Origin of the sequence: uncultured Eudoraea sp., assembly GCF_947490415.1 — a bacterium.
In the GTDB taxonomy this organism is placed as follows: Bacteria; Bacteroidota; Bacteroidia; order Flavobacteriales; family Flavobacteriaceae; genus Eudoraea.
This window is the reverse complement of the sequence record NZ_CANLGX010000004.1, coordinates 391,498-406,381: the sequence shown is the minus strand read 5'-3', so window position 1 is coordinate 406,381 and position 14,884 is coordinate 391,498. Positions and strand designations below refer to the sequence as shown.

13 protein-coding genes are annotated in these 14,884 nt (G+C 39.3%); all 13 read right to left on the bottom strand.

Going from position 1 to position 14,884, the window contains the following annotated elements; all coding sequences use genetic code 11:
• Window positions 1–212: 212 nt before the first annotated feature.
• Entirely contained in the window at window positions 213–1,022 is an 810-nt protein-coding gene (locus tag Q0874_RS12995) for an inositol oxygenase family protein (protein WP_299163775.1), read from the bottom strand.
• A 1-nt stretch (window position 1,023) separates the two neighbouring features.
• On the bottom strand, window positions 1,024–2,622 hold the full coding sequence (locus Q0874_RS12990; RefSeq protein ID WP_299163774.1) for a solute:sodium symporter family transporter: 1,599 nt from the start codon (window positions 2,620–2,622) through the stop codon (window positions 1,024–1,026).
• A gap of 100 nt (window positions 2,623–2,722) precedes the next feature.
• Entirely contained in the window at window positions 2,723–3,328 is a 606-nt protein-coding gene (locus tag Q0874_RS12985) for a DinB family protein (protein ID WP_299163773.1), read from the bottom strand.
• Window positions 3,329–3,562: 234 nt separating this feature from the next.
• Window positions 3,563–4,138, bottom strand: coding sequence for a hypothetical protein (locus tag Q0874_RS12980; RefSeq protein ID WP_299163772.1), 576 nt, complete (start codon window positions 4,136–4,138; stop codon window positions 3,563–3,565).
• Between the two features lie 32 nt (window positions 4,139–4,170).
• A complete protein-coding gene (locus tag Q0874_RS12975; protein ID WP_299163771.1) occupies window positions 4,171–5,028 on the bottom strand; it encodes an alpha/beta hydrolase-fold protein in 858 nt (285 codons plus the stop codon).
• Window positions 5,029–5,063: 35 nt separating this feature from the next.
• The gene (locus tag Q0874_RS12970; protein ID WP_299163770.1) at window positions 5,064–6,611 is read right to left on the bottom strand and encodes an SLC13 family permease; all 1,548 of its coding nucleotides are present in this window, start codon (window positions 6,609–6,611) and stop codon (window positions 5,064–5,066) included.
• A gap of 64 nt (window positions 6,612–6,675) precedes the next feature.
• Entirely contained in the window at window positions 6,676–8,211 is a 1,536-nt protein-coding gene (locus Q0874_RS12965) for an FAD-dependent oxidoreductase (RefSeq protein WP_299163769.1), read from the bottom strand.
• 5 nt (window positions 8,212–8,216) lie between these two features.
• Window positions 8,217–8,594 carry a hypothetical protein gene (locus Q0874_RS12960; RefSeq protein WP_299163767.1) on the bottom strand — a complete coding sequence of 126 codons (378 nt, stop codon included), beginning with the start codon at window positions 8,592–8,594 and terminating at the stop codon, window positions 8,217–8,219.
• A 160-nt stretch (window positions 8,595–8,754) separates the two neighbouring features.
• Window positions 8,755–10,923 (bottom strand): molybdopterin cofactor-binding domain-containing protein, encoded by a 2,169-nt coding sequence (locus Q0874_RS12955; protein WP_299163766.1) that lies wholly within the window; start codon window positions 10,921–10,923, stop codon window positions 8,755–8,757.
• Window positions 10,924–10,968: 45 nt separating this feature from the next.
• Window positions 10,969–11,430 carry a (2Fe-2S)-binding protein gene (locus Q0874_RS12950; RefSeq protein ID WP_299163765.1) on the bottom strand — a complete coding sequence of 154 codons (462 nt, stop codon included), beginning with the start codon at window positions 11,428–11,430 and terminating at the stop codon, window positions 10,969–10,971.
• 66 nt (window positions 11,431–11,496) lie between these two features.
• Window positions 11,497–12,234, bottom strand: coding sequence for a glutamine amidotransferase (locus tag Q0874_RS12945; protein ID WP_299163763.1), 738 nt, complete (start codon window positions 12,232–12,234; stop codon window positions 11,497–11,499).
• An 84-nt stretch (window positions 12,235–12,318) separates the two neighbouring features.
• A complete protein-coding gene (locus Q0874_RS12940) occupies window positions 12,319–13,206 on the bottom strand; it encodes an SMP-30/gluconolactonase/LRE family protein (RefSeq protein ID WP_299163761.1) in 888 nt (295 codons plus the stop codon).
• Window positions 13,207–13,234: 28 nt separating this feature from the next.
• On the bottom strand, window positions 13,235–14,884 hold the full coding sequence (locus Q0874_RS12935; RefSeq protein WP_299163760.1) for an amidohydrolase family protein: 1,650 nt from the start codon (window positions 14,882–14,884) through the stop codon (window positions 13,235–13,237).

Below are 14,884 nucleotides of genomic sequence, written 5' to 3'. Positions count from 1 at the left end.
TTTTCTTAAAGAATACTGAAGGATAAATATCCTTTAGACAAATGATGCCTGTGCAGAAATGTGTCTATTTCATGCTCTTTGTGTAGAATTATCTATGGTGCATTTACTTCTAAAAATTCGCACTAAACTATAGTTCGGCCTATTCCGTTTTAAATATAAATAGCAAAGTAATTTACTTTGCTATTTTGAGATGTCTTTTTTTGGTTTTCGCACTACCAATAGATTAGGCCAGTTCCGAGATACTTTTCAGCTATGGGTAAATAATAATCCTTAATCTCTTCCAGATCATAGGTTTTATTACATTTTGTATAAAGATCATATTTATTGAAATCTCTTATCCAATTTAAATATTCTTCGTCTTTATCACAAAGCAGCGAAGTATAACTTCCTCCGCTATGCCAGGGGTAAAAGGAATGATACCTTATCATGGCCATACCAGCTTCCGGGATTAAGTTTCCCTTATGGTGCTGTAATACCTGAAATAGATATTCGTCATGTCCCCATGCAAGAGTAAGATTATCCAGACCACAGTGCTTTTCATATATTCCCAATTCAGAGCTATATCTTGAATCTCTCATATCCGGATTAAGTTGATTAAATTCAGGGTAAACACAAGACTCCGGCAACGCACAACCAACCACAAAAACATCACCAACCATTCCCCATTGTTCGTTCTGGCTTGTTCCATCTTCATCGCTTCCCCAAAGAAACATCACTTTCCCTAAATCGTGTATCAGGCCAACTAATTGCATCCAGTCTGGTCGCTTATCCTCTCTGATTGCTTCAGCACTTTGAATAAGATGCTGTACGTTAGGCAAATCCAAATCCGGATCGCTCACGTCAATCAGGTCATTTAAATGTATCATTGCATCCCAGAGACCCATAGGCTTATTAAACATCAAATACTTCCTGTGCATCCGCTGGACATATTCAAAGGTTTGTCTTTCCCGCATTTTGCGATAATGGTCTCGCACTGCGGCATTTACATCTGTATCATTATAATTTCTAAATACTTTTTCCATACTAAACATTTCCTAGTAAAAGGTACAAAATAATGGTGAATACTACCAAAAACAGGCTAAACTGTCTCGCATATTTCCACGGTTTAAGGTTTAATATTCCCGCATCTTTAATGACAAAAGTTTCCTTATTTGGAAAAAACCGTGATATTAAAAGCATTACACCAATATTTAGTACAAATTCAATTCCCCATATATGCACAAAATGCAGATCAACTTCGAGAATAAAGTAGCTTATGATATAAAATAACAAGCCAAATAATAAACCGGTTTTCGCTCCTGCAGCCGAAACACTTGGCAGTAAAAAACCTGCGATTATAACACTAGCAATTGGTATGAAGAATATTCCATTAAGTTGTTGCAACAGTTGATAAAGACCTTCTGGTGCATTGGCTACAAAAGGTGCTATTCCAATAGCAAAAAGGGCAAGTATGGCTGAGGTCCATTTTCCTATATTTACAAGTCTTCTTTCCCCGGCATTTTTTTGGATATATCGTTTAAAAATGCCCAGGCTAAAAACTGTTGCTGCACTGTTCAAAGCACTATTGAAGGTAGTGAGTATTGCCCCCATCATAACGGCAACAAAGAATCCGGTTAACCAGGCCGGTAAAACCATTTTCACCAGATTGGGGTAAACACTGTCGGGATTATCATAAAATTCTTCTCCAAAATAATAAAAACCGATAAGACCAGGAAGGACTATTACCAGGGGTACCAGAATTTTCAATAGTCCGGTAAACAGCAAGCCTTTTTGGGCTTCCTTAAGACTTACGGCCCCGAGTACTCTTTGGATAATTGACTGATGCATGGTCCAGAAATAAATCTGATTTAGCATTAATCCTGTAAAAAGTACTTCAAATGGCAATATTGCAGACCTTGATCCCGGTCCTATGCCCGCTTCTCTGCTAATAACATTAAATTTACCGGGGTTTTTTTCAAAGACCATACCTAAACCTTCCGCCAGATTTCCATCGCCTATACTCCAAAGCGCCAAAACCGGAACCAGCAAACCGGCTACAAGGAGACCAAAACCGTTTATTGTATCTGTGTAAGCTACCATCTTAAGACCGCCAAAAATAGCGTATAGAGCACCAATCCCTCCAACAATAACTATGGTAATCCAGATACCTTCTTTTTGACTTACACTTAAAAGTTCAGAGATTTCGAATATGGCTTCGATATTTAATGCCCCCGTATATAGTACTATGGGTAACAGAGTGGCTACAAAAGATATGATCAGCAAGAGGGCAACCAGGGTTCTAGTAAGGCCATCAAATCGTTTTTCCAAAAATTCCGGAATTGTTGTCAGACCCATTTTTAGGTACCGGGGTGCAAAATATAAAGCTGCAATTACGAGAGCTAATGCGGAAGTGACCTCCCAGGCTACTATAATGGCACCATTTTTATATGCAGAACCATTCATTCCCACAAGGTGCTCTGTAGAAATATTGGTTAATAGCAATGAGCCGGCAATAATTATACCTGTCAGTGACCTTCCTCCCAGAAAATAACCGTCTTTGGTATTTAATTTATCCCGGCGAAGTTTCCAGGTAGCATAAAGGGCGACAAAACCTGTAAAGAGTACAAAAGTGAAAAATGTCATCGCTCTAAAAATAAGCAATACCATTTAAAAGCAAATACCCTCAGCGAACAAAATAGCACGAGGGTATTACAATTATCTTTTCCAAACAAAGAAAATCAAATCATTTATCAGGAAAGTTTTTATCTGATTTGACTTCTTCCATTTGCTTTACATGCCTTTCAGTATGACCAGAAATGAACATGAGTATTTGATAGGCATCAATGGTACCGAAAGGCATTTGCCCGTAATGATTTCTCAGATCATCTTCTGTAGTCTCCATATAGACTATGTGTTCTTTTCTTTTTGATTGAAAAGCTTTCAGGCTTTCCTCATAGGATCCAAACTTACCGGATGGCTCAAAAGGTTCTGAGGTTTTTACTTTTGTATCCCGGCTTCTAATCATAGCCATTAGTTCCTTATCGGTCATCTTTACTTCTGCACGCTTAGAGGGATCAGCAGGTGTTTTTAAGGATTCCTGAAGCATTTGGTCCAAAGCATTTTCGGAAATTGCCAGATGCTCAACACATTCGGCAATAGACCATGATTCAGGACTACTTTTGAAATTTAACTGTTCCTCACTTAGTCCGTTAAGGGTTTCCATCACATATGCATGTGTTTTAGTCAATTCAAGAGCTCCTATAACTCTTTCCTGATCCGTAAGTTTAGTGCTTGTGGGACCAAAACCAAGTAAGAAAAGCGCAATTACTGGAAGAAGAATTTTTTTCATTTGTATGTTTTTAAGGTTGTTAATTAAATTATTAATCATGTGCCTGACAAATCCGAAATATTTTGAAAGATTTCTATAAAACCTGGAATATCCTATAATAGATATACGAAGAATTTAAGGATAAAAGTCCTTGTAATCAATAAATTAATGTCAAATAGTCTTTTTACTGATTAAATCCTTTCAGCGAATAAGGAAAAACCATTAAATAGTTTATTATCCTTTGGTTTTTTCCAATTACTCGGAACTTCTTACACCCCTAAAAACATTAACCTTTGGATCTATTGGGTTACCCGATGCCCTTCGCAAAGCCACTATCTGTCCGCTATGCCAAATAGCATCCTCAATAGGTCCGTTTATCTGATTCCAGAATGGGTTTATAATTGTGCCAGATTTGGATTTGAAGATCACCAAATGTTCGTTTAGGTCCCCGGCATTAATAAAAATTTCACTGGCTTTTTTAAAATTTAATAAAGTGCGCTTTCTTTTTTCCTGAAATGAAAGTGCTTCTTCCCTGGCTTGTGTTCTATCATTAATTTCCTTTATTGCGCAGTTGTACACGACGCGTGATAAATTATAAAGGTGATCTAAGGTTTCATCAATAGTTCTATTGCTTTCCGAGGGTTTATAGGCCAGGTCTTCGGTCCGTAATCCTTCAGTTGCCCAATAATATCTAAATCCCAAACCATCTATCATTCGGGCAACCACAGTACCTGCCGTATAGCTATCCGGATAGTCCGGAATCTGATAATAAGGTAGGTCCTGAGGGTACTTTTCCTGGGCATTCATAATTGTGATTAAAAATAAAGCCATAAGGGTAGTTTTTATTTTCATGTTCTTCCTGATTAATATTGATGAAATGCATCAGATACAAATTCTAATACTACTGGTAGTGACGCTCTCCAATAGGTCCAGCTATGCCTGCCATCTCGGACCCTGTATTCATGAGGGATATCTTTTTTCTTCATGGTAATATGTATTAGGCTGTTACCCTCGTATAAAAAATCATCATCTCCGCAATCAATAAACCACCTGACAGATTTAACGTCTTCAACCGGCATAGATTCAACCAAAGAAATAGCATTATGCCGTTTGAAATACGTTTTTATTTCTTCTTCTGAATAGGTTTCTCCTCTTTCTTTTAATCGTTCTTTTAATTTATCAATTGTAAGTGGGCCAACGGAAGCACTTAAAGGGCAGGCCGAAGAGAATAACTCCGGATGATGTAAGGCATACATAAAAGAACCACCTCCACCCATAGAGAGACCCGCCACTGCACGAAATCGCTTTTCCCTTTTAATTCGATATGTAGTTTCTACATAGGGCATAAATTCTTCGAAAAAGAAATCTTCATAGCGCCAGTCCCCTCGGTTAAAATAGCCTCGTTTTCCGGTATTTGCGTCGGGCATTACAATGATCATTGGAGTAGCCTTACCTTCTCGAATAGCTTTGTCTGTAATGTGTAAAACTTCTCCAAATTGCACCCAACCGGTTTGGTCATCACCTCCGCCGTGCAGTAAATAAAGTACCGGATAGCTTCGCTGGGAGGAATCATAATCCGGAGGTAAGTAAATTGCAAATTTTCGCTGACTCTTCAATATTTTACTGTTAAGAGTAAGTTCGTCCAGAACTTTTCCGTTTTGACCAAACGCAAATGAGCTAATTATGAGATGAAAAGCCAAAAAAAGGATAGTATTTTTCATTAGGATGTTTATTAAGGCAAGTTAAGAAATTCCTATTAGTCGATTTTTGCCCATTCGGGAAAAACGCCTTCTACAATATCAAAAATAAAGGTACCGAAATAATAAGTTATCACAGATACCAGGATAATCCCTATAATATTTAAGAAAAAACCGGTTTTAGCCATCTGAATGACGGATATACGTTTACTGCCAAAAACTATAGCGTTGGGAGGAGTTGCTACCGGCAACATAAATGCTAGGGATCCCGCCACTGTGGCCGGAAGCATGAAGAGCAGGGGGTTGGTTTCTATGCTAACCGCCAGGCCGGCAAGAATTGGCAATAAGGTTTCTACTGTAGCTGTATTTGAAGTAATTTCGGTCAAAAAAGTTACAAGGAAACATATGCAAAGAATTAGAATTAGGGGGTGCAGGCCACTTAACCATTCCAATTGATGTCCAAACCACAAGGATAAACCAGATTCTTTAAATCCGCTTGCAAGGGCAAAACCACCACCAAACAGTAAAATTATTTCCCAAGGAATCTCTTCTGCCGCTTTCCAATCCATGAGAAAAGTCCCTGGTTGCGTTTTAGATGGAATCATAAATAAGATCACAGCAACAAAAATGGCCACTGTCCCGTCATTAAAAAATTGTGGATAATTGAATAAGTTTGACCATCCGGGAATTTTAAATCCACCTAACATTATATCTGCCCGGAAAAACCATAGCAATGCAAGGGACGCAAAAGCAATCATCAATACTTTCTCTTCAAAGTTTTTCCTGCCTAGTTTTGCATAATCCAGAAGAATCTCATTTTTACTCAAACTTTTCCAATTCTTTTTTCTCTTGACAAAAATGAGGTATAGGTACCCAAATAGGACCACAAATAAAACTAGTGATATTGGAAAGGCATAAAAAAACCAGGTTGCAAAAGAAATCTCCGGGGCATTAGGAAAGTAAATATAAAAGATACGGGCGAACGAAAGGTTCGGGGGTGTACCCACAAGAGTTGCAATGCCTCCTATAGAAGCGCTGTAGGCAATACAAAGTAGAAGGCCTACAGCAAAGTGCTTTACCAATGCTTTACCATTTATCTCCTCCAACTTGGTAATTATTGATAAAAGTATAGGGACCATTAGCATTGCCGTTGCGGTATTTGATATCCACATGGAGAGGAAAGCAGTAGCAACCATAAACCCCAATAGTATTCTACCCGGACTACTACCAATAATTCGAAGAATTTTTAATGCAATTCGCTTGTGTAGCGCCCATTTTTGAATGGCAAGAGCAACCAAAAAACCTCCAATAAATAAAAATATGACATGATTAAAATAAGTGGCTGAAACTTCCCGGCCATTCATGATTCCCAGTGCAGGAAAAAGCACAATGGGCAGGAGGGAGGTGATGGCGAGGGGAATTAGCTCAGTTATCCACCAAAGGGCCATTAATAATGCTACTGCCAGTGTATTAGTGATAGCCGGATTATTAGGGTCCAGTTCTACAAAGAATATCAAATAAGCTGATATAAAAGGGGCCAGTACAGACAAGGCATAGCGAGCCGATTTACTCGGATTTTCGAGGATAAATTTTCTGCCCGTTGGCATGGGTTAACCTTTTTAAACTAATTTACAATATTGATAAACCAATTATTAATTCCTATAGTAATTTTTAGCTTGCTTTTAAATAATCTGACAATCTTAAAGACAGGGCAACCAGTGTTAGCGTTGGATTTGGAGCGCCGGCCGTACTAAAGCAACCGGAACCGGCAATAAAGAGGTTATCAATACCATGAACTTTACAATTTTCATCTACCACTCCTTTATTGCGATCTGCGCTCATTCGCGTAGTACCCATATGATGCCAACCTCCACCTAACTGATCTGGCATAGCGTTGTCGTTTTCATCCCATAGGAATTCCGCTAATTTTATTCTTCCAACGCTTGCCTTACCCATTTGTTCACCAAGGATGTGGTACATTTTTCTGATACTGGATTTATCCAGCTCGGTTAATTCCCAATGCAGTTGGGGTCTAGGCACACCCAGAGCATCCTTTTCATCGGAGAGCATTATTCTGGAATTACGGTTCGGGGCCTGCTCCATGCGCGTGAATAATTCAAAAGCCCTGTTTCCGTTATCATCCTTCCAGGCACGGTTTTTCTCTCTGGATTCCCTGAAATTTGCTACTAAATTATCGAAGGATTTCCTTGGATCTTCATTGCTCCAGACATCTATAAGTGGCGTCTGCTGTTTTGCTAAAACGAGCGGTGTTAGGGAAGCAGAACCGTTTAGAATCCCAGTTTCTTTTTGAATACCTTCGGTCAAAGCCAATTCTGCCCTTGGTTTACGCGTGCCGTAATCAAAAGTGTACAACTCGGTTGAAAATGGGTTTTTGAGCCATAATTGGGCTGACTTAATTTCCAGATGTTCCATAAAATAACGCCCGACAAGATCCCTGTCATTGCCTATGCCTTTTTTGGCCACTCCCCTTGATGCCAGTAACATCCTTGCATTTTGTATAGCACCACATGCCAAGACAAAATTTTTAGCCCTTACTTTATGGGTTTTTCCCTCATGATTTTTTACTATTAGTTCCTGTATGCCGTTAACTTCATTGTTTGCCACAATATTCGTAAGATTGGCATAGGTGTACAGATGTATATTAGCAGATTTTACAATAGTTTCTTTATATGTTTTACCAAATCGGGTAGGGGGGCTGAATTGCCACATTTTAGACCAGATAATGTTCTTATCCAGAGGAAAAGGGGTGAGTCCCGGGTACTTTTCTTGCCAGTATTGCAAGTCGTAATTATAAGCATCTAATTCAAATAAATCTTGCGCTTTAGTGTAAAAGGGCACAAGATCGTCCAGTGTAATAGGCCAGCCACTATCTGGCACCCAACTTCTTATTTTAAAATCTATGGGATCCAGGGGGGCGCACATACCCCCCCAATGACCTGTTGTTCCTCCAAACAAGTGAAGCCTGCATGAGCGCAAAGGATAATACCTTTGTCCCGTTGAGTTTCCGGAGTACAGATCCTGAATTTCACTGTCATATTCAAAACCTCCCCCTTCAAGAAGGATTACTTTTTTGCCACTTTTATTCCAGTCCAGTGCCATACTAATACCTGCTGCCCCGGCACCAACAATACAAAGATCTCCTTCAATTAAGGTGTTGTTATCAAGTTCTCTGGCGTCTACATGCATAAATTCTAATTTGCTTCGGAGATTGATAAAAGGGCACATTGTCTGGCTTCAGTTATAGAAAGTAACCAGCCATCAATAAGAATCGTATTGCCGGTGTTAAAGTCTTCCGTCACTTTAGTTTTCAAGCCTGTTTTTATTTCGGTACGGTGAACTTCTGCATCTTTGAGCAACAATTCTTCCAAAGATTTTTTATTATTCTCATCGGTTAACTTCCGATACGCCTTTCCAATAGTAATTAAAGTTTCTCGATCGCATATTTCTGTAAGGTCTGAAGGGTACATCAGATCTCCAATTGCTGCAGATTTAAATTTATAATACCAATAGGCAACTAAGCTTATAAATAAACCAAGAAGCGACAATAACAGGAACTTTCTTCTCTTCATTATGGCTACCTTATTAGGAATTATTTATAATTACCAATTTGAAATACTATTATTTATTGTATTTAAAAACTCCTTTAAAAATCTTATGGAACTTAATATTAAAGGTAATAAAAATGGTGGGTTAACTGTTATTTTAAATAGATATACAACCTAATAAGAATCAGGTATTTAAGGCCTTCAACACTCTTTCCGGAGTAAAAGGTAAATGCCTGAGGTGTTTACCGGTTAATTTAAGGAAGGCGTTGGCAATGGCACAGGCAACTAAAGGTGTGCCAGATTCACCCACTCCCCGGGGTGTTTCACGAGATTCAATCATTTCAGTTTCTACGCTTTCAGGAATTTCTGACATTCTCAATATTTCATAATCATTGAAATTGGACTGTTGTACTTGTCCGTTAACTACGGTCAGCTGTTCTTTAAGTACACTGCTAATACCCATTAGTATGCCACCTTCCATTTGTGCCCTAACATTATCCGGCTGTATTACTATTCCCGCATCACTTGCAGTCCAAAAATGGTGTACCTTTATTTTACCGGTTTTTCTATCCACGGAAATTTCACAAACACCTGTGCTTAATGTACCGCTTCGCTCTAAAAAAGCAATCCCTTTGGCACGTTTATCAGCAATAGCTGAATACCAATCAGACATAGCTATAGCCTTCTCTAATGTTGCAAGGCCCCTTGGTGATTTACTCAATAAAATCCTTCTAAAATCGGCAGGATCTTTCTTGAAATAAGCAGCTATTTCATCGACCATGCACTCTATCGCAAATTTGTTGGGGCCGTGGCCCACCGAACGCCAGTGCTTTAGCCTTATACCTTCAGAAACTTCCCGCCATTCCGCATATTTATGGGGAATATCATAATAATCAATTCGAATACCGCTGGCAACCAAATTACCACCATCTCCAACCACACAATGAGATAAACCGGTTATATTCCCGTTTGCATCTGCAGAGGCTTTTAATCGTTGCAGAGTTAAAGGCCTATAGGCACCATAACTAAGGTCATCTTCGCGTGTCCAAATTAATTTTACCGGTCTGGGAGCAACCTCTCTGGCTAAACCGGTTCCTTCCAAAACAAAATCTGTCATACTCCTTCTGCCAAAGCCACCTCCCAAATATTGCAGATTAATTTTCACATTTTCTGCCGGAATCCCTAGGTACTTGGGCACTCCCAGTTTAGAATCGAATCCTTGCTGACTTCCAACCCAAACCTCAGCTGAGTTTCCATCTGTCCCAACCTGCACTATGGCATTTAGAGGTTCCATTTGGGCGTGATAGACATAATCATTTTTAAAATCAACACTAAAGGTTTTTGTCGCTGATTTAATGGCGCTATTAATATCTCCTTCATTTGTAATCACTTTACCTGCTGATTTCCCTGAGGCTATTTTTTCATATTTTTTATAACACTCCTGAGAATTGAAACCGCTTGCAGAAGATTCACTCCAGGTAATATTAAGCCGTTTTTTGGCAGCAAGAGCCTGATCTAAAGTTTCTGAAATTATGCCAATGGCATAATCAAAGGGTACTATTTTCAGCACTCCTCTTAAGGCCAGGATTTCAGATTCATTATTCAGGGTTGGTCGTGCTCCATGGAGATTACCGCGCTCCAGTACCCCATAGAGCATTTCAGGTAATTGAATATCAATGGCAAACTGGGTGGTTCCCTTTACCTTATCGGGAATATCTACGCGTGGCCGGTCTATCCCTATAAACCGATAGTTTTTAGGATCTTTGAACTCTGATTCCGAGAATTCGGGTAGCTTTTCGGGCATACTCAGAAAGGGAATCAAATTACCATACCCCATCCTTTTGTTATCCCGCCCGTTAATTACTTCACCATTGGAAGTGCTAAGCTCCTCCATAGGTACTTTCCAATGCTCGGCGGCACTATGCATTAAAATATAACGGGCCTGAGCACCGGCCTGCCTCATTATGGAGTAGTAACCATAGGTTATCATACTACCGGCTGAAAGCATTACCTTATTATTTGGGCTCCATTTATCCGATCCGTATATATGGGATTCCTGTGGCGAGAACTCTACAGAGATCTTAGACCAATCTGCATCCATTTCTTCTGCAAAGATTGCAGGTAATGAGGTCATGGATCCCTGGCCCATTTCAGCTGCAGGATTATATATAGTAATCTGGCCGTCTTCAGCTAATTTCACCCAAGCTGTTAGCTGATGTTTTTTTAAAAGTTTTTGTACCTCCTTGTTGTTTTTACAGGAAATTATTTGAGGCAGGAGACCGGAAACACCAATAAATAAGGCAACCTCACCTGAGGTTTTAAGAAATTCTCTTCTACTTACTGCTTTACTCATTAGTTCCGTAAAAAATTTATAGCTTGAAAACGATTTAAGTATTTACTAATGTTTTTTTGCTGCTATTTCAATAGCTTTTACAATGCGCAAATATGTGCCACAACGACATAAATTTCCATTCATATAAGCTTTTATCTCTTCCTTTGTTGGATTGGGATTTTCCGCAAGCAGGGCCACAGCCTGCATTATCTGACCTGATTGGCAATAGCCGCATTGCGGGGCTTGAGCCTCTATCCAGGCTTTCTGAACCGGATGACTACCATCATCTGACAAGCCTTCTATTGTAATAATTTTTTGATTTTTGTTTAAACCACTAATTGGAAGTGCACATGATCTCATTGGCTGGCCGTCAACATGCACGGTGCAAGATCCACATAAGGCGATGCCACAGCCGTATTTTGTTCCCGTTAGTCCAAGATGTTCCCTTAATACCCACAGCAATGAAGTATCCTCATTAAGATCTACAACATACGTCTTATTGTTAATATTTAAAGATTGAGAAGCCATGCCAGCTTGTAATAGTGCAGGATTAAATTACTTAAAAAAATCTAAGAAATAGGTACTGAACTAATTTTATTTATAGGATTTGTATTTGTCTATAAAGCGATTCAGTATTTCTTTCGGTACCGGGGTATTTATTTGTCGAATTTTCCTGATCAGATCTTCAGCTTCTTCAGGCAGGAAATAACCGGCATGTTTATAAATTTTGACACGCAAAATAAATTCATCGGCATCGGCTTCCGGGTGAAATTGAGTGGCATATATATTTTTTTTTATTCGAAACATCTGGACCGGACAGGAAGCTGAAGATACCAGGAGAACAGCACCAGAAGGAATTGTATCGCATGCTTCTTTATGGCCTACCATTGAGGTAAAATTCTTTGGCAGGCCTTTTAAAAGTGGATCTTTGGTGCCTTCGTCTGTTATCCATACATCAACACTTCCTATGGGTTCAGAAAATTTGTTAGATATTGTTGCGCCGCAATATCTGCCCAAAAGTCCATTTCCTGAACAGGCACCAAGAAATGGGAAATCCTGAGGAATCAGCTTGTCAAAAAGAGCAGTAAAAAATAATTCAACCCGTCTTTGGACGACACTTTTTTTTGCTTCCGGGATGCTCACATCAAACGGGCTGCCCCCGGCAATTATGGCAGAGTAGTTATGAAGATTAATATCGGGTATGCTATTTTGTTCTACCCTTACCCGATGCACCTCATCCGCTGTTAAACCTCCGACCCTCAAAATAGCCTCAAACTCACTATCTGAAGTTTCGTTTTCTGGTCGCATTTGTAGAATAAGAAATTTTTTCACGAAATCTCTTTTTAAGAATCTGCAATATTCAGTTTACATTGATTTTCAAAGGCTAACTTTTATAATAATTACAGTAATAAATTATCAGCGCACCCCGTTCACATTCATTTCCAGGGTATAAACTGAATTCATTGCGGTAATAAAAAGTATATTTTGACTGTGCCCACCAAATGTAACATTGGCTGTCCATTTTTGGGGTACCGGAATTTGAAGTATTTCTTCCCCTTTTTTATTAAATACTGTTACGCCATTACCGGTCAAATAAACATTACCCTGGTTGTCTATTGTCATCCCGTCTGAACCCATTTCCGTGAAGAGTGTCTTATTACTTAGATCACCATTTTCCGAAATAGTAAAACTATATGTTTTTTTATCGCCTATATCTGCGATATAAATCATTTTACCATCCGGAGTTCCTATTATTCCATTGGGTTGTACCAAGTCATCGGCTACAATGCGTAACTCATTCATGTCCGGGGTCAAATAATAAACACGTTCTTTTTCAATTTCTTTTTCCTTACGTTCCCAATACGGTCTTTGGTAATAAGGATCTGTAAAATAAATACCTCCCTTTGCATCCACCCAAAGGTCATTGGGGCCATTGAGTTTTTGTCCTTGAAATTCGTCTACCAGCACTGTTGGCTTTTTAGCCTTATCTATTCTCCAAAGTTCAAATTTTTCATCGGCGCAGGCCAAAAGACTACCATCGTGATCAAAATAGAGGCCATTTGCTCTACCAGCATCTTCCATATAAACAGAGACCGAATTATCTGAGGCGGTCCATTTTATTATTCTATTATTTGGCTGGTCTGTGAAATATATATCACCATTTTTATCTACTGCCGGGCCTTCGGTAAATTTGTATTCTGCAGCAACCAGAGTGAGGTTGGACTCATCAGCCACTAGTTCTTGTTTTTGGGCTTTACATCCTATAGCTAAAAGTAAGATCAGGATCGCATTTAAATGTTTCATTCTCTTGTTTTTAATAGAATAATAAGAGTTAATTTCCAGTCCATCCAGGTCCGCGAACTACCCTGCCGGGGAAAGCACCAGTATGTTCTCCGTCTTTGAGCACCTGGGTTCCATTTACAAAGACATGTTTCATTCCCGTTGCATATTGATGTGGCCTGGCAAAAGTAGCGTTGTCTTTAATTGTATTGGCATCAAAAACTACAATATCTGCATAATATCCTTCTTTTAGAGCGCCGCGATGCTTTAGTTTTAAATTGTTAGCAGGAAGAGAAGTAAGTTTATAGATAGCTTCCTCCAATGGAATAACTTTTTCGTCACGCACAAAATGCCCTAATAAGCGTGCAAAGGATCCATAAGCTCTCGGATGTGTGCTTTGTTCTAAAAACACGCCTTCAGTAGTATAGGATCCTGCATCAGAACAGATGGACATATAGGGTAGGGCCAGTTTCTTTTTAATATTCTCTTCAGACATTGAGAAGTAAACCACCTGAATTCTGCTATCGTCTTCCTGTATTAAGTCAACTACGGCCTCGGCAGCGGTAATATTTCTTTCCTTGGCTATTTCGTCAAGGGTTTTACCTATAAGGTGCCTCATTTGTTTATTTCTGAACCCAACTAAAAGAATCTTTTCCGGTGGTACATGAAATTTTATTTCCTGAATCATCTGCCTCCTTTTTGCCGATTGCGATATCAGTTCCATTGTTTTGCTATGCCCACCTTCTTTTGCCCATGACGGCAATAAAATATTTAGACCTGTGGAACTGGCATTGTACATATACATATCAGTAGTTATTGGCAGGCCTTGTTTACGGGCGTTATCCACCAGCTGTATTGCACTGTCCAGTAAATGCCAGTTAGCGGTGCCTGAGGCTTTAAAGTGATATATTTCGGAGCGTACACCGGCCTCCTTAGAAATAGTTATTAGTTCCTGAACGGCATCTAAAAGGTTTTCTTCTTCATCCCTGATATGGGAAACATACATTCCACCATAGTCTGCAGCAATTTTGGCTAATTCAATAATTTCTTCCGTTTTTGCATGTCCGCTAGGCACATAAATTAATGATGTTGATAGACCTACTGCACCTTCTTCCATAGCCTGTTTTGTCAGCTCTTTCATTTTTTCTAATTCAGCTGTGTTTGGAGGCCTGGTTTCGTAATTCATAACATATTCCCTTAAGGTTCCATTCCCAACAAAAGAAGCAATATTTGTAGATACACCTTTTTTTTCGAGATACTCCAGGTATTCTCCAAGGGTACTCCAATTAATTTCGTAATTGATATTTTGTTGTGTTTCTTTCATTTCCAGTTTCATAGCTTCGTTTAACGGGCCCATGGAATGCCCTTCACCCATAACTTCAAGGGTTACCCCTTGTCTGATATCCCCTTGTGATCTTCCATCCTCAATCAGAGAAACATTGGCCCAACTTAACATGTTAATAAACCCGGGAGCAACTGTGAGTCCGCTTGCATCTATTTCCATTGAGCCGGCGGCATTTTTTAAATCGCCAACCGCAACTATGGTGTCCGCGTTAATTGCAATGTCTCCTTTAAATGACGGTTCACCTGATCCGTCCATAATTATACCATTTCTGATGACCAGATCATAAGATTTATGGTGTTCACAACTTATGAACAAGCCCAGGGCCAGTAAGGCTAATACAATTGGTTTCAATTTCAT